The sequence below is a fragment of the Billgrantia ethanolica genome (assembly GCF_021404305.1).
In the GTDB taxonomy this organism is placed as follows: domain Bacteria; phylum Pseudomonadota; class Gammaproteobacteria; order Pseudomonadales; family Halomonadaceae; genus Halomonas; species Halomonas ethanolica.
The window spans coordinates 1,904,812-1,920,629 of record NZ_JABFTX010000001.1; the positions used below are offsets into that span (position 1 = coordinate 1,904,812).

The following is a 15,818-nucleotide window of genomic DNA, read 5'->3' on the forward strand; positions in this document are numbered from 1 at the left end:
GCCGGTGCCTCAGTGATGCCGCCGGTTGACCACCTTCTCGATCAAGGCTTCGGCTTCATCGCCCGGACCTTTTTCGAGCATGTCGACGGCTTCATGATAGTCGCAGAGGTAACGCTTGCAGGAGGCGCAGTGCACCTCATCGGTGGGATTACGCACCTGATTGACGCGATAGAGGTGGCTGCCGCAGGAAGGGCAGGCCACCGGCAGACGAATGTCTTCGGACGTATCGGGCATCATCACAGTCTCCTTGTGTTCAATGACCTTTATGACCAGCACTCTTTTCAATACCTTGGGACACATCCTGCCTGACTCAACCCCGGAAGGCCAATTCAGGCAGGCGACTCTCTCCCAAGCCTGTCAGAGTCCGAGCTTGTCTGCCACATAGTCGGCGTCCTTGTCACCCCGCCCCGAGAGGTTGATGAGGATATGCTGGTCCTTAGGCAGCGTCGGCGCGACGCGCATTGCCCAGGCCACGGCATGGGCGCTCTCCAGGGCCGGGATGATGCCTTCGACCCGTGACAGGGTGAGGAAGGCGTCGAGGCATTCGGCGTCGGTGGCCGTCTCGTAGTCGACCCGCCCCAGCTCCTTCAGGTAGCTGTGCTGCGGACCCACGCCGGGGTAATCGAGTCCCGAGGCGATGGAGTGTACCGGCATCGGATTGCCCTGCTCGTCTTCCAGTACGTAGCAGGCCATGCCGTGAATCTCGCCGGGCTTGCCTAGGGTCAGTGTGGCCGAGTGGCGCTGGGTATCGAGACCCTCGCCGGCGGGCTCCACGCCCACCAGGTGCACGGCTTCGTCGTCGAGAAAGGCGGTGAACATGCCGATGGCATTGGAGCCTCCACCCACGCAGGCGGTGACGTGATCCGGCAGCCGGCCGTGGCGCTCGAGGAACTGCTCACGCGCTTCGCGGCCGATGATCGACTGAAAGTCGCGCACCATCTTGGGAAACGGGTGCGGCCCCACCACCGAGCCGATGGCATAGATATAGTTCTGCGGATCCTTGAGGTACTCCTCGAAGGCGCTGTCCACGGCGTCCTTGAGCGTTGCCGTACCGCGGGTGACCGCCACCAGCTTGCAGCCCAGTATCTTCATCTTGGTGACGTTGGGGTGTTCCTTCTCGATGTCCACCTGGCCCATGTGGATTTCGCAGGGAATGCCGACCAGTGCACAGGCGGTGGCCAACGCCACGCCGTGCTGGCCGGCGCCGGTCTCGGCGATGACCTTGGTCTTGCCCATGAACTTGGCCAGCAGCGCCTCGCCCAGGCAGTGATTGATCTTGTGCGCGCCGGTGTGATTCAGATCCTCACGCTTGAGGTGAATCTGCGCTCCGCCGAGCTTTTCGGACAGCCGCCGGGCATGAAAGATCGGGCTGGGGCGGCCCACGTAGTCGGCGAACAGCTCGGCCAGCTCCTGCTGGAAGTCGTCGCGCACACGGATCTCTTCGTAGGCGGCGTCGATCTCGTACATCACCCGCTTGAGCTCGGGTGGAATGAGCTGGCCGCCGAAACGACCGAAGAAACCTTGGGCATCGGGCAGGTTGGCGAAACGCGAAGTGCTCATGGGGGCGATCCTGAATGGCTGATGGCAAAAGAGAGCCGCTGGAAAGACGGCGGACAAGAAATATCGAAACATCTTGCCCAGCGCCATTAGCCATGTCGAGGCATACCTTGGGTGCGGGAGGCTCAGGCCGCGATAACCAGCCCAATGTTGAGCAGCGTCAAGCTTGCCAGCAGCAGGGCGACGTTCAGCCCCATCAGCGGCAGCAGCGCTGCCAGCTCGCCCTGCTCGACCTCAGCCGGCAGCGACCACAGGCCACGCACCAGCCAAGCGACGGCGGGCGACGCCAGCCACGTCAGCCAGGCTGCACTGGGTAGCGCGCCGAACAGCCAGGCCACCGGCACCACGGCGAAGGCGGCCGCCAGCAGCAGTGCCACCAGCCGCGCCGAGCGCAGCGGCCCCAAGCGAATCGCCAGGTGGTCGCGCCCGACCCTCCGATCGGCCTCGATATCGGGCAGCTGGTTGATCAGCAGCAGCGCGCTGACCATCAGCGTGGGGATGAGTGCCGCCGCTACCGCCGTGGCACTGAGCGTGCCGGTCAGCGCCTGGTAGGCGCCCGCCACCATCAGCAGGCCGAAGCCGACGCCGGGCGCCAGCAGGCAGAGCCAGGGGCGACGGGTCAACCAGGCGGTATAGGCCACCACCAAGCCGATGCCCAGCAAGCCGTAGAGCAGCATCACCGGACCTGCCCGCCACAAAAACCAGAGGCCTATCGCCACTACGCCGGCCAGGCACAGCATGGCCGCATTGCGCACCGCACCGGCGGCCTCGGGCCGCTCCGGCAGCGAGCCGCTGCCGCCGGAGAACGGTGTACGCTCGGTCAGCTCATCCAGCCCGGAGTGGAAATCGTGGTGCTCATTGAACAGGTTGACCGCGGCGTGTGCCAGCAGCGCCCCGAGCAGCACCAGCAGGGCATCGAGCGGGGCCACCGCGTGGCCGTCGGCCCAGGCCGCGGTGATCGCCAGGCCCGCGCACAGCGGCGCCAGCACGAGGAAATTCGGCCGGCTGCTGCGCAGGCAGGCCTGTACCGTGGTCGCAGAGATCGTCATGGAATTTGTTGGTCTTAGCCCAGCCGGGCATTCAACCAGGCGGCGATGTCGCCGACCTGCTGCGGACAGACTGCGTGGGCCATGGGGTAGCTGCGGTAGTTGACCGGATACTCCAGCGCCTGCAGGCGCTGCTGGGCGGCCTTGCCCAGCGCTTCGGGCACCACCGGGTCGAAGGAGCCGTGATGAATCTCGATGGGCAGCCCGCGATTGGCTTCGTTCAGCTCGATGGTCTCGGCGGTGGCGAAGTAGGTCGACAAGGCCAGCAGGCCACCCAGCGGAGCCGGGAAGGAGAGCGCCGCCTGGTAGGCCACCGCCCCGCCCTGGGAGAAACCGGCCAGGATGATGCGCCGGCTGTCGATGCCGTGATCGATCTGCTCCTGCACCAGCGCCTGGATGCGCTCGGCCGAGGCCACCAGCTGTCGGGTATCGACGCGACGGTCGAGGCTCATCTCGTAGATGTCGTACCACGCCGGCATCACCATACCGCCATTGATGGTTACCGGCAGCCGCGGTGCATGGGGCAGGATGAAACGCACGTCGAGCCCCTCTGTCAGCGTCAGCGCCGGCACCAGGGGCTCGAAGTCGTGGCCGTCGGCGCCCAGACCATGAAGAATGAAGACGCAAGCGTCGGCCGGGCGGCCGCTTCTGGGCTCGATGATCAGTTCGCCGGGATAGCTCATGGCGGGTTCCTTCGTCGTGGTTCGTATCAACCCGACACCCTACCGCAAAGCCATGACCACGGCGAGCGCCGGCCGGCTCAGAACGGCCACACCAGCGGAATCAGCACCAGGGCGATGATCGCCGTCAGCACGTTGAGTAGGCCGCCCACGCGCAGGAAGTCGCCGAAGCGGTAGCCACCGGGGCCGTGCACCATCAGGTTGGTCTGGTAGCCGATGGGCGTGAGGAAACTGGCCGAGGCGGCAAACATCACCGCCACCACGAAGGGCATGGGATTGACGCCCAGGCTCTCGGCGCTGGCCATGACCACCGGGAAAGTGATCACCGCTGCCGCGTTGTTGGTGACCAGCTCGGTCAGCAACGCTACCAGCAGATAGGTGCCGATCAACAGCAGCCAGGGGTTACCGTCGGCCACACCCAGTGCCAGCCCTGCCAGGGTGGCCGCCGCGCCGGAACTCTCCAACGCCGCGCCCAGACCGAAGGAAGCGGCGATGGTCAGCAACACCTGGGTGTCGAGCCCGCGCTTGGCCGCCCCCACCGAGCAGCAGCCGGTGATCAGCACCAGCACCGCGCCCAGCATGGCGGCATTCATCATGCTCATCACGCCGAAGGTGGCAAGCGCCACCACCCCAGCCAGGATGCTCCAGGCCAGCCAGGCCTTTTCGTGATTGGGACGCGCCTGGCCGTTGACCTGACTGATCAGCAGGAAGTCGCGCGACTGGCGGTGGCGCTCGATGAAAGGCGGGCGCGCCTCCAGCAGCAACACGTCGGCAGGCTGCAGGCGCACCTGGCCGAGGTTGCCCGCCACTCGCTCGCCGCCCCGGCACACCGCCAGTACCGCGGCGCCATACAGCGTACGGAAGTGGCCATCGCGGATGCGCTTGCCGACGAACTGGCACTGGTCGGAGACCACCGCCTCCACCAGGCGCCGCTCCTTGAAGTCCTTCTCCAGGCTCGACTCGCCGTGGCGCGACGGTCTGAGACCGCGAATCTGCTGCAGCTCCACGGCGCCGTCTGATGTGCCGGCAAAGACCAGCCGATCCCCGCCCTTGAGCCGTTCGCCCGGCCCCACCACGCTGACCACGTTGCCATCGCGCTCGATCTCCACCAGGAACAGCTCGCAGAGGTGACGCAGGCCGGCCTCCTCCACGGTACGGTCTACCAGCGGGCCCTCCGGGTCGACCTCCATCTCGATGGTGAACTCGCGGGGGTTCTCGAACGCCGATGCTGCACCGCGTCGCTCCGGCAATAGCCGCGGCGCGACGACGATCAAATAGAGTGCCCCGATCAGGGCCACCGGGAGCCCCACCCAGGCGAGATCGAACAGCCCCATCGCCAGCCCCGGATAGCGCTCTACCAGCAGGCCGTGCACTACCAGATTGGTGCTGGTGCCGATCAGCGTGATGGTGCCGCCCAGGATCGAGGCGAAGCTGAGCGGCATCAGTAGCCGGTGCGCCGGCAGCTTCAGGCGCTGGCTCCAGCTGAGCACGGCAGGAATGTAGGTAGCAACGACAGGGGTATTGTTGAGAAAGGCGCTGAGGGCGGCGACCGGTACCACTAGCCTCACCAGCGCGCCGCCCTCGCGGCGGGGGCGCCCCAGCACATGGCGAATGATCAGGTCGATACCGCCGGTCTCGCGGATACTGGCGACTAGCACGTACATGAAGGCCACGGTGAACAAACCGGTACTGGAGAAGCCACCCAGAGCCTGGCTCGGGTCGATGATGCCGAGCGTCAGCAGCAGAATGACCGCCCCCAGCAGAACGATGTCCGGGCCGAGGCGCGAAAAGGCCATCAGGGGGAAAACGGCCATGACCACGGCCAATGAGATCCAGGCGTCCAGCGGCATGTGCGAGGGTTCCGTTCACAAAGGTGCTGAGCCATTGTGACGGCAGCCGCATATTCTAAAAAGTTATTTTTAGAAATTCATTAAGACCCAAAACGCATATACCATGCACACGAGAAACGCGCACACAGTAACGCAAAAGGCCCGCTTACGCGGGCCTTTCGTCGCCACCGAGGTGGCACCTCAGTTCATGGTAAGCCGAAGCTTAGCCGATGACCTTGATGTTGGAAGCCTGGAGGCCTTTCTTGCCCTGAGTGACGTCGAAGGAGACCTTCTGACCGTCCTGCAGAGTCTTGAAGCCGTCAGCCTGAATCTCGGAGAAGTGAGCGAACAGATCGTCGCCGTTGTCGTCCGGAGAAATGAAGCCGAAGCCCTTGGTGTCGTTGAACCACTTAACAGTACCGGTAGCCATTATCGAATTCCTCTAATAGCATTGATTTTCCGGGAAATACCCGAGTTGCAGTGGGTAAAACAAGAAACTTTTCACCGGGAAATCAAGACGCCATGAGCGTTTCGATAACCACTTGCGATGTTCGACTTGCTAACCAACTGCACGCATCTTGCGCTCTTCGTACCCACACGTCAAATACTATTTTGTGTGGGTGACGGTAATGTTACCTCGATTTGAGAATCCAGGCAGCCGCCTTCTCGGCGATCATCAGCGTCGGGGAGTTGGTGTTGCCGCTGGTGATGGTGGGCATCACGCTGGCGTCCACCACCCGCAGTCCCTCGACGCCGCGCACCCGCAGATGCGAGTCCACCACTGCCATGGGATCGTCGTCGCGGCCCATCTTGGCCGTGCCCACCGGATGGAAGATGGTGGTGCCGATATCACCCGCCAGGCGCGCCAGGTCTTCGTCGCTCTGGTACTGCAGGCCGGGCTTGACCTCCTCGGGGCGATACCTGGCGAAGGCCGGCTGCTCGGCGATACGCCGGGTGACCCTCAGCGAGTCCGCCGCCACACGGCGATCCTCCTCGGTGCTGAGGTAGTTGGGCGCGATGGCCGGGGCCTGACGCGGGTCGCGGCTCTTGATGCGCACGCTGCCCCGGCTGGTGGGGTTGAGGTTGCACACGCTGGCGGTGATCGCCGGGTAGTCGTGCAGCGGCTGACCGAAGGCCTCGAGGCTGAGCGGCTGGACGTGGTACTCGATGTTGGGATGCTCGTACTCGTCGCTGCTACGGGTGAAGATGCACAGCTGCGAGGGGGCCATGCTCATCGGCCCGGTGCGACGCAGCAGGTACTCCATGCCGATCTTCGCCTTGCCCAGCCAGGAGGCGGCCAGGGTATTGAGGGTCTTGGCCCCGGTGACCTTGTAGACCGAGCGGATCTGCAGGTGGTCCTGCAGGTTCTCCCCTACCCCGGGCAGCTCGTGAACGAGCGGAATGCCATGCTCGGCCAGGAGGTCGGCCGGGCCGATGCCGGAGAGCTGCAGCAGCTGCGGCGAGCCGATGGCACCGGCGGCCAGGATCACCTCGCGTTTCGCCGTCATCCGGCTGACGCTGCCGTTGCGTTCGAGCTCGACCCCGGTGGCGCGGGGCTTGCCGCTCTCATCGGTGTCGAACAGCAGGCGGTGCACCTGGGTGGAGTGCCACAGGGTGAAGTTGCTGCGTTTTTCGCATACCGGACGCAGGAAGGCCTTGGCGGCGTTCCAGCGCCAGCCGTCGCGCTGGTTGACCTCGAAATAGTCGACGCCCTCGTTGTCGCCGCGGTTGAAGTCGCGCGTGCGTGGGATGCCCGACTGCACTGCCGCCTCGGCGAAGTCATCGAGCACCTCCCACTTGAGGCGCTGCTTCTCGACCCGCCACTCGCCGCCGTGGCCGTGGTAGTCGCGGTGGGCGGCATCGGCATCGCCGCTCTCGTCCAGGCGATAGTGGTCCTCGTGCTTCATGAAGTCCGGCAGGCAGTTCTCCCAGCGCCAGGCGTCGTCGCCTACCAGCTCGGCCCAGCCGTCGTAGTCGCGGGCCTGGCCACGGATGAAGAGCATGCCATTGATGCTGGAGCAGCCGCCCAGGGTCTTACCGCGCGGGTAGATCAGCGAGCGGCCGTTGAGCCCCTTGTCCGGCTCGGTCTTGAAGCACCAGTCGGTACGCGGGTTGTTGATGCAGTAGAGATAGCCCACCGGGATGTGCACCCAGTGGTAGTTGTCGCGGCCGCCCGCCTCGATCAGCAGCACCCGGTTGGCCGGGTCGGCGCTGAGGCGGTTGGCCAGCAGGCAGCCGGCGGTGCCGGCCCCCACCACGATGTAGTCGAATTCCTGCTCTGCCATGGCGTGCTCTCTCTCGGCATGCCACCGGCGCCCTTAGCCGACAGCAAAGCCTCTCTCTATATGTACGGCAGTTGATGCCCGTTCGAGGCTGATCCGAGGGGAAGACCTGCGAGGAGGCGCTGTGAACCCATCCCTGGGCGCTACATTTGCCTTCCCTGGCAAATGACCTCCTCTTCGGTCTCCCCTCGGCGCCTCTCACTGACTCCGTTCTTATCCGTCAGCAGGACTCACTTATGGGTTGGCATGGCGAACTCGGCGCCTGCGTTGATCGAGTCGGACCAGCGCTGCATGATCGACTTCTGCTTGGTATAGAAGCGCACGCCCTCTTCGCCGTAGGCGTGGGTATCGCCGAACAGCGAGCGCTTCCAGCCACCGAAGCCGTGCCACGCCATGGGCACCGGAATCGGCACGTTGATGCCAACCATGCCGACCTGAATGCGACGGCCGAACTCGCGGGCCACGCTGCCGCTCTCGGTGAAGCAGCTCACGCCATTGCCGAACTCGTGGTCGTTGATCAGCTGGATGGCGGTGGCCACGTCGGGGACCCGCACGCAGGCCAGCACCGGGCCGAAGATCTCTTCTTTATAGATGGTCATCTCCGGGGTGACGTGGTCGAACAGCGAGCCGCCCATCCAGAAGCCTTCGCCGCAGCCGTCGCCGGTGGTGGCGGCATCGAACTCACGGCCGTCGACCACCAGCTTGGCACCCTCGGCAACGCCCTTCTCGATGTAGCCAGTAATGCGCTGGTGGGCCTGGGCGGTGACGATGGGGCCCATCTCGGCGTCGAGCTCAAGGCCGTTCTTGACCTTCAGTGCGCGGGCGCGCTCGGCCAGGCGTGGCACGATCTTGTCGGCCACGTCGCCCACCAGCACCGCCACGCTGATCGCCATGCAGCGCTCGCCGGCGCTGCCGTAGGCGGCACCGATCAGGGCGTCGACGGCCTTGTCGAGGTCGGCGTCGGGCATGACGACCATGTGGTTCTTGGCCCCGCCCAAGGCCTGGACACGCTTGCCGTGGCGCGCGCCGTTCTCGTAGATCAGGTTGGCGATGGGCGTGGAGCCGACGAAGGAGAGCGCCTGCACGTCGGGATGCTCGATCAGCGCCTCGACCGACTCCTTGTCGCCCTGCACCACGTTGAATACGCCGTCGGGCAGGCCGGCCTGCTTGAGCAGCTCGGCAATCAGCAACGAGGCGCTGGGGTCGGTGGGGCTGGGCTTGAGGATGAAGGTATTACCGGCGGCGATGGCGACCGGGAACATCCACATCGGCACCATGGCCGGGAAGTTGAACGGTGTGATACCGGCTACCACGCCCAGCGGCTGACGCACCGTCCAGTTGTCGATGCCGTTGCTCACCTGTTCGGTGAAGTCGCCCTTGAGCAGCTGCGGAATGCCGCAGGCGAACTCGACGATGTCGATGCCGCGGGCCACTTCGCCCTGGGCGTCGGTGAAGACCTTGCCATGCTCCAGGGTGATGGCGCGGGCCAGCTCGTCCTTGTGGGTATTGAGCAGCTCGAGGAACTTGAACAGCACCCGCGCGCGGCGGATCGGCGGGGTATCGGCCCAGGCCGGGAAGGCGGCCTTGGCGGCGGCCACGGCGGTCGCCACATCCGCGCGGGAGGCCAGCGCCACTTGCCCCGTGACCTGGCCGGTGGCCGGGTTGTAGACGCTCTGATGACGACCCGACTCGCCGGTCGTCATTTGTCCGGTGATATAATGGGCGATGGTGTTCTGAGTCATGGGTGCTTCCTCTTGTCGTAGGCTGCCCTCGGCTGGACGGCACGTCTTTCGGCACGTCCAGCGAACAGGCACACGGCTGTGACTGTCTAGACTACCGCGCCGAGGGCAAGGAACAATTGAGTAATTCAAAAGCCAGATATAAGCTTCTTTTATATCCTGACCGACTCTCCGCCATGCACGACCTACCCACGCTCCGCGCCTTCGTTACCGTGGCTCATGAGGGCAGCGTCTCCCGCGCTGCCGAGCGCCTGCATCTGACCCAGCCGGCGGTCAGTCTCAAGCTCAAGCAGCTGCAGGAAGCCCTGGGACTGACGCTATTTCGACGCCGCCCCCAGGGCCTGGCGCTGACCGCCGACGGCCATGCCCTGCTGCCAGCGGCGGAGCGGGCGCTGGCCGCCATGGCCGCCTTCGAGCAGAGTGCTCGCGCCCTGCACGGCACCCTGCGCGGCCGACTGCGCATCGGTACCATCGTCGACCCCGAGTTCATTCGTCTCGGTGCCTTTCTGCATCGCCTGGTGGAGCGCGCACCGCAGCTGGAAACCGTGCTGCAGCATGGCATGAGCGGCAGCGTGCTGGAGTGGATTCGCCGCGACGAGCTCGACGTCGGCTTTTTCCTCGCGCCGCCCGGTGAAGGTCCCGGGCCGGACGTGCCGGAGATCGCCCACCGCGAGCTGACCCACTTCCACTACCATGTGGTGGCTCCGCCCGGCTGGGGCAGCCGCGTGGCCAGCAACGACTGGAAGAGCCTGGCCGCTCAGCCGTGGATCGTCACGCCAGCGCTTTCGGCCCACCATCGGCTCTTGCACGGCGCCCTCGACCCGCTCGGGGTAACGCCTCACGGCGTGGCCCAGGTGGATCAGGAAGCATGCATGCTCGATCTGGTGCGCGCCGGCGTGGGCCTGAGCCTGGCCCGCGACGCCTTGGCCATGGCCGAGCGTCAGGAACGCGGCCTGGTGGTGGTCGAGGGCGTTCGCCTGCCCTGCGCGCTGTGCTTCATCTGGCGGAGAGAACGCAGCGAGGAACCTGCCGTGGCCGTAGCGCTGGAGGTGCTGAGCAGCGTGTGGGGGGACAGCTCGACCTAATACGCACCCAGATAGGTAGTACTACGTATATCGCTGCGTAGAGGCGGTCTCTAGTCTCGTAGTCATGGCGCAAGCCTGTAGGACAATGACAACAAGCCTGGAGATGTCCCCTTGAACATCGCCCACTTTCTCGACCACAGCGCGAGGGTCGGCCCCGAGCGCCCCGCGATTTATCATGGTCCGGCGCTGCACTCCACCTATGCCCAGCTCAGGCAACGCGTGCAGCGCCTCGCCGGCCACTTCGAAGCGCTTGGGCTTACCCCGGGCGAGCGCGTGGCGGTCTACATGAAGAATCGTCCCGCCTATGTGGAAACCCTGCTCGCCGCCTGGTACGCCGGGCTGGTGGTCGTGCCCATCAATGCCAAGCTGCACTGGTGCGAAGTCGACTTCATTCTGGACAACAGCGGGAGCCAGCTGCTGGTCAGTGACCGAGCACCCGACCTTGCCCTGGCCAGCGCCGTCGTGCTGCTGGCAAGGGAGACACTGGAGGGCCCGCTTGGCGGCAAGCCGCTTCCAGCCCCTCTGACTCGAACGTCATCCGACCCGGCCTGGATCTTCTATACCAGCGGCACCACCGGCCGCCCGAAAGGCGCCACGCTTTCCCATGGCAACCTGGCCTGCATGGCCAACTGCTACCTGACCAACGTGGATCAGCTCGATCCGTCGCATATCCTGGCCCACTTTGCCCCGCTGTCCCACGGTTCCGGCATCTACTTGGTCCCCTACCTGATGCGCGGGTGCGCCAACCTGCTGCCGCTCAGCGCCGGCTTCGACGAGGCGGAGTTCGTCGAACTGCTAGACCGCTACAGGGGCCTCGCCATGTTCCTGGCCCCCACCATGATCCGCCGCCTGGTCGACCACATCGCTTCGGGGCAGGCCGAGCTGCGGGTCGAACACCTTCAGGTCATCGTCTACGGCGGCGGGCCCATGTACGAGCGTGACCTGCGCGATGCGCTGGCCATCTTCGGTCCTCGCCTCGTACAGATCTACGGCCAGGGCGAGAGCCCCATGACCATCTCGGTGATGAGCCGGGACGCTCATGCCCCCTATGCGGAGACAGCCGAGCTCGCCATCGATCGCCAGACTCTGGTGCCGGTCGGCCGCCCCCACCCCCAGGTGGAAGTCGCCATCCTGGATGAAGGGGGCGCGCCACTGGCTGACAGCCAGGAGGGAGAGATCTGCGTGCGCGGCGACAGCGTAATGCTGGGTTATTGGGACAACCCGGAGGCGACGGGCGAAGCCCTGCGCGGCGGTTGGCTCAGGACCGGCGACATCGGCCGCATGGAGGCGGACGGTACGCTCTATCTGACCGATCGCGTCAAGGACGTGATTATCAGCGGCGGTACCAATATCTACCCGCGCGAGGTCGAAGAGGTGCTGCTGCAGCATCCCGCCGTCCACGAAGCCTCGGTGGTCGGTGCCCCCCACCCCGAGTGGGGCGAAGAGGTCGTCGCATTCGTCTCGCTGCATCGCCCGCTTGCCCCCGGCGAGCTGGATCAGCACTGCCTTTCCCGCATGGCCCGCTTCAAGCGCCCCAAGCGCTACGAGGTTCTCGAGGCCCTGCCCAAGAACGCCTATGGCAAGATCGTCAAGACGGAATTGCGCCAGCGCCTGGCTCAGTCGCAACAGGAGGATACCCCATGAAGACTCACATCATCGGCTCGTCACACAGCCCGTTCGGCAAGCTGGACGCCTCGCTGGAAACCCTGATTGCCGAAGCCGCCAGAGACGCCCTGGCCGATGCCGGTGTCGAGGCGCGCGACATCGACGCCATCTATGTTGGCCAGTTCAACAGCGGCATGTGTGAGCAGGAGTTCCCCGCCTCGCTGTCGCTGCAGGCCGATCCCGACCTGCGCTTCAAGCCGGCTACCCGCTGCGAGAATGCCTGCGCCAGCGGCTCCGCGGCGCTTTACCAGGGCATCAACCTGATAGAGGGTGGCCTGGCGAAGCGTGTACTAGTGATCGGCGCCGAGAAGATGACCGACGCCAGCCCGGGCGCCATCGCCGAGGGCCTGCTGGGGGCAAGCTATCGCCCCGAATCCCGCGGCATCGAGGCAGGTTTTGCCGGCATATTTGCCCAGGTGGCCCAGGCCTACTTCGAGCGCTACGGCGATCAGGGCGAGGCCCTGGCACGAATTGCCGCCAAGAACCACGCCAACGGGGTGCACAATCCCCTGGCCCAGTTGCGCAAGGATCTCGGTTACGCGTTCTGCCGCGAAATATCAGACAAGAACCCGGTGGTCGCCGGGCCGCTCAAGCGCACCGACTGCTCGCCGGTCTCCGACGGCGCCGCCGCCCTGGTGCTGTCGCATGCCGAGGCGGCACCGGCCGGACGACGCCAGGTGCGCTTTCGCGCACGCAGCCAGGTCACCGACTTCATGCCGCTGGCCAAGCGCGACATTACCCAACTCGAAGGCGCCAGCCACGCCTGGCGACAGCTGCTCGCCAGTGCCGAGCTGAGCCTGGACGACCTTTCGCTGGCCGAGGTGCACGACTGCTTCACCATCGCCGAGTTGATGATCTACGAGGCCATGGGGCTCGCCGCCTACGGCCAGGGCGCCCGCGCCATCGAGGAGGGCTGGGTGATGCCCGACGGGAGACTGCCGATCAACCCCTCCGGCGGGCTCAAGTCCAAGGGGCACCCGGTCGGGGCTACCGGGGTCTCCATGCACGTGCTGGCGGCCCGACAGCTGCTCGGCGAGGCCCCCGGCGTGCAGATCCCGGATGCCCGACTGGCCGCCGTCTTCAACATGGGCGGCATGGGCGTGGCCAACTATGCCAGTGTGCTGGAGCGGGTCAGCGATTGATTCCATTCCTTGCGATAGCTCTCTCCAACAACAAGCGAGGCAATACGCATGTCACACCTTACCGACAAGAACATCCTGGTCACGGGAGCCCTTGGGGGCATCGGTTCCGCCATCTGCCTGGCCTATGCCCGCCAGGGCGCCGGCATCATCGCCCACGACCGGGTGGACCCCACCGAGGTCGCAGTCAAAACGCTCACCGCCGAGCTGACGGCGGCCGGTGCCCGTGATGTATGCTACCTACAGGCCGACCTGGGCAGCCGCGAGGCTATTCACGCCATGTTCGCCCGCCTACGCGAGGACAAACGCGATGTCGATGTGCTGGTCAACAACGCCGCCATTCAGAAGACCTCTCCCCTTGCCGACTTCCCCGACGACCTATGGGAATCGATCATCGCCATCAACCTGGTGGCCGTCTATCACTGCACCAAACAGGCTCTTGTGGACATGCGCCGCAAGGGTTGGGGGCGTGTCATCAACCTGGCGTCGGTGCATGGCCTGGTGGCCTCGGTGAACAAGTCGGCCTATGTGGCGGCCAAGCACGGCGTGGTGGGATTGACTCGCGAAGTCGCGCTGGAGACCGCGGGCCAGGGCATTACCGTGAATGCCATCTGCCCGGGATGGACCGATACGCCGATCATCGCACCGCAAATCGAGGCGCGACAGCAGCGACTGGACAGCAGCCGCGAGGAGGCGATTCGCCACTTGGTATCGGAGAAGCAGCCGGATGGCGGCCTGATTCCGCCGGCCCATGTCGCCGACCTTGCCCTCTTCCTTGGCGGGGAAACGGCACGCCATATCACCGGTACGGCGATGCCCATCGATGGCGGCTGGACCTGTGTCTAGCAAGGCGTAATTGCTCATGACGACCTCACTGCCCATCGGGCGCGAACTGATGGCACTGGCCTTCGAGCATTCAGCCAGCGCCATCGTGGTCACCCAGAAGCGTCGCATCCTGGAGTGCAACCACGCCTTCTGCGAGCTCTTCGAGTATCCGCGCAGTGAGCTGATCGGCCAGCTGATGCTCAAGCTCTACCCGAGCTTTGCCGACTTCAAGACCATCGGGGACCGCGGCTACAAGGAGATGCTCAGGACGCCCGACTACGCCGATGAGCGCTTCATGCAAACCCGTTCGGGAGAGGTCTTCTGGGCCAAGACCCGCGGGCGCACCCTGACCCCCGAGGCGCCGTTCGACCTGGCGGTGTGGACCTTCATCAAGATCGATGTTCGCCCACCGGGGGAGAACCGCCTCTCGATGCGCGAAAGGGAAATCTCGAGCTTCATCGCCAATGGCCTGACCTGCAAGGAGATCGCCCGGGAACTGGGCATCTCCCACCGCACCGTGGAGGCCCATCGTGCGCGCATCATGAAGAAGCTCGACTGCCGCAACACCGCGGAGATGGTGTCACGCATCATCCAGCTCTCCTGAACGGCCATGACCATATACGGACTCCGCTACGTAGTAGTACGTATATCGACACGGGACGCCGCTCCCTAGGATGAGAAATCAGGAGCGATACGCCAATCGCTCAAGGGTGGCCGATGCCGCCCGGCATTGACCCAGACCCAACAATTACAAGGATTACAATATGAATACGTCGAAGTCCCTGCTCACCACCTGTTCGTTGGCAGCGGCCGTCGCCCTGGGCACTCTTTCCACCCAGGCCCTCGCCGACAAGGTACGCTGGACCATGACCACCACCTGGCCCGACAGCCTGGCCTTGATCGATGCGGACCGCCGCTGGGTCGACACGGTCCATCGCATCGCCGGCGATGAACTGCAGATCGAATTTCGCGCCGGCGGCACCCTGATGCCGCCCGGCGAGGTGTTCGATGCCACTGAGACCGGCAGCATCGAAGCCGCCGGGGAGACCGGCGTCTACTGGGCAGGGCGCTCCCCCGCCTTCGCCCTGCTGGGCACCACGGCAAGCCTGTTCAACGCCGTCGACTACCTGAACTGGATCCAGCACTGGGGTGGCTATGAGCTCTACCAGGAGGTCTATAACCAGTTCAATATTCACTACCTACCCTATGCCATCCTGAATAACGAAACAGGCTTCATTGGGCGCACAAAGATCGAGACGCTGGCCGACTTCGAAGGCAAGCGCCTGCGCCTGGGTGGGCGTGACCAGGGGCGCATCCTGGAACAGCTTGGCGGCTCCCAGGTGACCCTGGCCGGCGGCGAAATCTACCAGGCCATCGAGCGCGGCGTGGTCGACGGCGCCGAGTTCTCCTCCCCCGGCGTCGATTACCAGGCCGGCTTTGCAGAAGTCGCCAGTTACTGGTCCACTCCCGGCTGGCACCAGTCCGCCACCGTGTTGGGCGTAATGATCAACAAGGATGCCTGGGACGCCCTCTCCGAGGAGACCCAGGAAAAGCTCGAGCTCGCCGCCCAGGCCAACCTGGCCTGGTCGATTTCGCACTTCGAACAGAGCGCGACGGAAGGCACCCTGAACTTCCAGCAAGCCGGCGTGGAGATTTCCCAGCTCTCCGCGGATGAGCTGGCCCGGATCCAGGAAATCACCAACGAAGTCTACCTGCGCGGCGCCTGCGAGGACCCCACCTACGCCAAGGTGCTGCATTCGATGCTGAGCTACATGGACCATTACGCCAACTGGCGTGATCTCTCCGCGCCCTTCAACATGAGCCGCACCATGGACAACCTGCCCTCGCTCGAAGAGATCGAAGCCTGTCTGTAAGGCTGTACCGGCCGCCCCACCCGGGGCGGCTGTCGTTCCGACGTCGGAGACTGGACCCATGAATGCGATTGCCAAGGCGATCGACACGCTCAACGAG

At 65.1% G+C, this 15,818-nt stretch carries 14 protein-coding genes; 6 read left to right on the plus strand and 8 right to left on the minus strand.

The window, feature by feature from the left end:
* Window positions 1-9 precede the first annotated feature (9 nt).
* The 8 genes from HOP53_RS08700 to HOP53_RS08735 form a co-directional block, all read right to left on the minus strand.
* Window positions 10-234, minus strand: a complete 225-nt coding sequence (locus tag HOP53_RS08700; RefSeq protein ID WP_234269654.1) for a hypothetical protein — start codon at window positions 232-234, stop codon at window positions 10-12.
* Window positions 235-357: 123 nt separating this feature from the next.
* Complete coding sequence (gene trpB / locus HOP53_RS08705; RefSeq protein WP_234269655.1) at window positions 358-1,560, minus strand: tryptophan synthase subunit beta; 1,203 nt, start codon at window positions 1,558-1,560, stop codon at window positions 358-360.
* Between the two features lie 122 nt (window positions 1,561-1,682).
* On the minus strand, window positions 1,683-2,606 hold the full coding sequence (locus tag HOP53_RS08710; RefSeq protein WP_234269656.1) for a prenyltransferase: 924 nt from the start codon (window positions 2,604-2,606) through the stop codon (window positions 1,683-1,685).
* A 14-nt stretch (window positions 2,607-2,620) separates the two neighbouring features.
* The gene (locus HOP53_RS08715; protein WP_234269657.1) at window positions 2,621-3,286 is read right to left on the minus strand and encodes an alpha/beta hydrolase; all 666 of its coding nucleotides are present in this window, start codon (window positions 3,284-3,286) and stop codon (window positions 2,621-2,623) included.
* Window positions 3,287-3,363: 77 nt separating this feature from the next.
* Window positions 3,364-5,133 (minus strand): SLC13 family permease, encoded by a 1,770-nt coding sequence (locus tag HOP53_RS08720; RefSeq protein ID WP_234269658.1) that lies wholly within the window; start codon window positions 5,131-5,133, stop codon window positions 3,364-3,366.
* A gap of 202 nt (window positions 5,134-5,335) precedes the next feature.
* The gene (locus tag HOP53_RS08725) at window positions 5,336-5,542 is read right to left on the minus strand and encodes a cold-shock protein (protein ID WP_010629501.1); all 207 of its coding nucleotides are present in this window, start codon (window positions 5,540-5,542) and stop codon (window positions 5,336-5,338) included.
* Between the two features lie 202 nt (window positions 5,543-5,744).
* Entirely contained in the window at window positions 5,745-7,397 is a 1,653-nt protein-coding gene (locus HOP53_RS08730) for a GMC family oxidoreductase (RefSeq protein WP_234269659.1), read from the minus strand.
* 227 nt (window positions 7,398-7,624) lie between these two features.
* A complete protein-coding gene (locus HOP53_RS08735; protein ID WP_234269660.1) occupies window positions 7,625-9,136 on the minus strand; it encodes a CoA-acylating methylmalonate-semialdehyde dehydrogenase in 1,512 nt (503 codons plus the stop codon).
* A 173-nt stretch (window positions 9,137-9,309) separates the two neighbouring features.
* Between HOP53_RS08735 and HOP53_RS08740 the strand changes: the two genes are divergently transcribed.
* The 6 genes from HOP53_RS08740 to dctP all read left to right on the plus strand — a co-directional run bounded on the left by HOP53_RS08740 (window position 9,310) and on the right by dctP (window position 15,721).
* On the plus strand, window positions 9,310-10,218 hold the full coding sequence (locus HOP53_RS08740) for a LysR family transcriptional regulator (protein ID WP_234269661.1): 909 nt from the start codon (window positions 9,310-9,312) through the stop codon (window positions 10,216-10,218).
* Window positions 10,219-10,329: 111 nt separating this feature from the next.
* A complete protein-coding gene (locus tag HOP53_RS08745) occupies window positions 10,330-11,862 on the plus strand; it encodes a class I adenylate-forming enzyme family protein (protein ID WP_234269662.1) in 1,533 nt (510 codons plus the stop codon).
* Window positions 11,859-13,025: an acetyl-CoA acetyltransferase gene (locus HOP53_RS08750; protein WP_234269663.1), complete on the plus strand. Its 1,167-nt coding sequence runs from the start codon at window positions 11,859-11,861 to the stop codon at window positions 13,023-13,025. The genes HOP53_RS08745 and HOP53_RS08750 overlap by 4 nt, the downstream gene beginning before the upstream one ends.
* 48 nt (window positions 13,026-13,073) lie before the next feature.
* On the plus strand, window positions 13,074-13,868 hold the full coding sequence (locus HOP53_RS08755; protein ID WP_234269664.1) for a 3-hydroxybutyrate dehydrogenase: 795 nt from the start codon (window positions 13,074-13,076) through the stop codon (window positions 13,866-13,868).
* 16 nt (window positions 13,869-13,884) lie between these two features.
* A complete protein-coding gene (locus HOP53_RS08760; protein WP_234269665.1) occupies window positions 13,885-14,451 on the plus strand; it encodes a LuxR C-terminal-related transcriptional regulator in 567 nt (188 codons plus the stop codon).
* Window positions 14,452-14,611: 160 nt separating this feature from the next.
* Window positions 14,612-15,721, plus strand: a complete 1,110-nt coding sequence (gene dctP / locus HOP53_RS08765) for a TRAP transporter substrate-binding protein DctP (RefSeq protein WP_234269666.1) — start codon at window positions 14,612-14,614, stop codon at window positions 15,719-15,721.
* Window positions 15,722-15,818: the final 97 nt, after the last annotated feature.

Excerpts from the sequence above, each read along its gene's own strand:
- HOP53_RS08715 (WP_234269657.1), bottom strand. The coding sequence starts at position 3,286 with ATGAGCTATCCCGGCGAACTGATCATCGAGCCCAGAAGCGGCCGCCCG.
- HOP53_RS08750 (WP_234269663.1), top strand. The coding sequence starts at position 11,859 with ATGAAGACTCACATCATCGGCTCGTCACACAGCCCGTTCGGCAAGCTG.
- HOP53_RS08720 (WP_234269658.1), bottom strand. The coding sequence starts at position 5,133 with ATGCCGCTGGACGCCTGGATCTCATTGGCCGTGGTCATGGCCGTTTTC.
- HOP53_RS08755 (WP_234269664.1), top strand. The coding sequence starts at position 13,074 with ATGTCACACCTTACCGACAAGAACATCCTGGTCACGGGAGCCCTTGGG.
- trpB (WP_234269655.1), bottom strand. The coding sequence starts at position 1,560 with ATGAGCACTTCGCGTTTCGCCAACCTGCCCGATGCCCAAGGTTTCTTC.
- dctP (WP_234269666.1), top strand. The coding sequence starts at position 14,612 with ATGAATACGTCGAAGTCCCTGCTCACCACCTGTTCGTTGGCAGCGGCC.
- HOP53_RS08730 (WP_234269659.1), bottom strand. The coding sequence starts at position 7,397 with ATGGCAGAGCAGGAATTCGACTACATCGTGGTGGGGGCCGGCACCGCC.
- HOP53_RS08725 (WP_010629501.1), bottom strand. The coding sequence starts at position 5,542 with ATGGCTACCGGTACTGTTAAGTGGTTCAACGACACCAAGGGCTTCGGC.
- HOP53_RS08735 (WP_234269660.1), bottom strand. The coding sequence starts at position 9,136 with ATGACTCAGAACACCATCGCCCATTATATCACCGGACAAATGACGACC.
- HOP53_RS08760 (WP_234269665.1), top strand. The coding sequence starts at position 13,885 with ATGACGACCTCACTGCCCATCGGGCGCGAACTGATGGCACTGGCCTTC.
- HOP53_RS08700 (WP_234269654.1), bottom strand. The coding sequence starts at position 234 with ATGCCCGATACGTCCGAAGACATTCGTCTGCCGGTGGCCTGCCCTTCC.
- HOP53_RS08710 (WP_234269656.1), bottom strand. The coding sequence starts at position 2,606 with ATGACGATCTCTGCGACCACGGTACAGGCCTGCCTGCGCAGCAGCCGG.
- HOP53_RS08740 (WP_234269661.1), top strand. The coding sequence starts at position 9,310 with ATGCACGACCTACCCACGCTCCGCGCCTTCGTTACCGTGGCTCATGAG.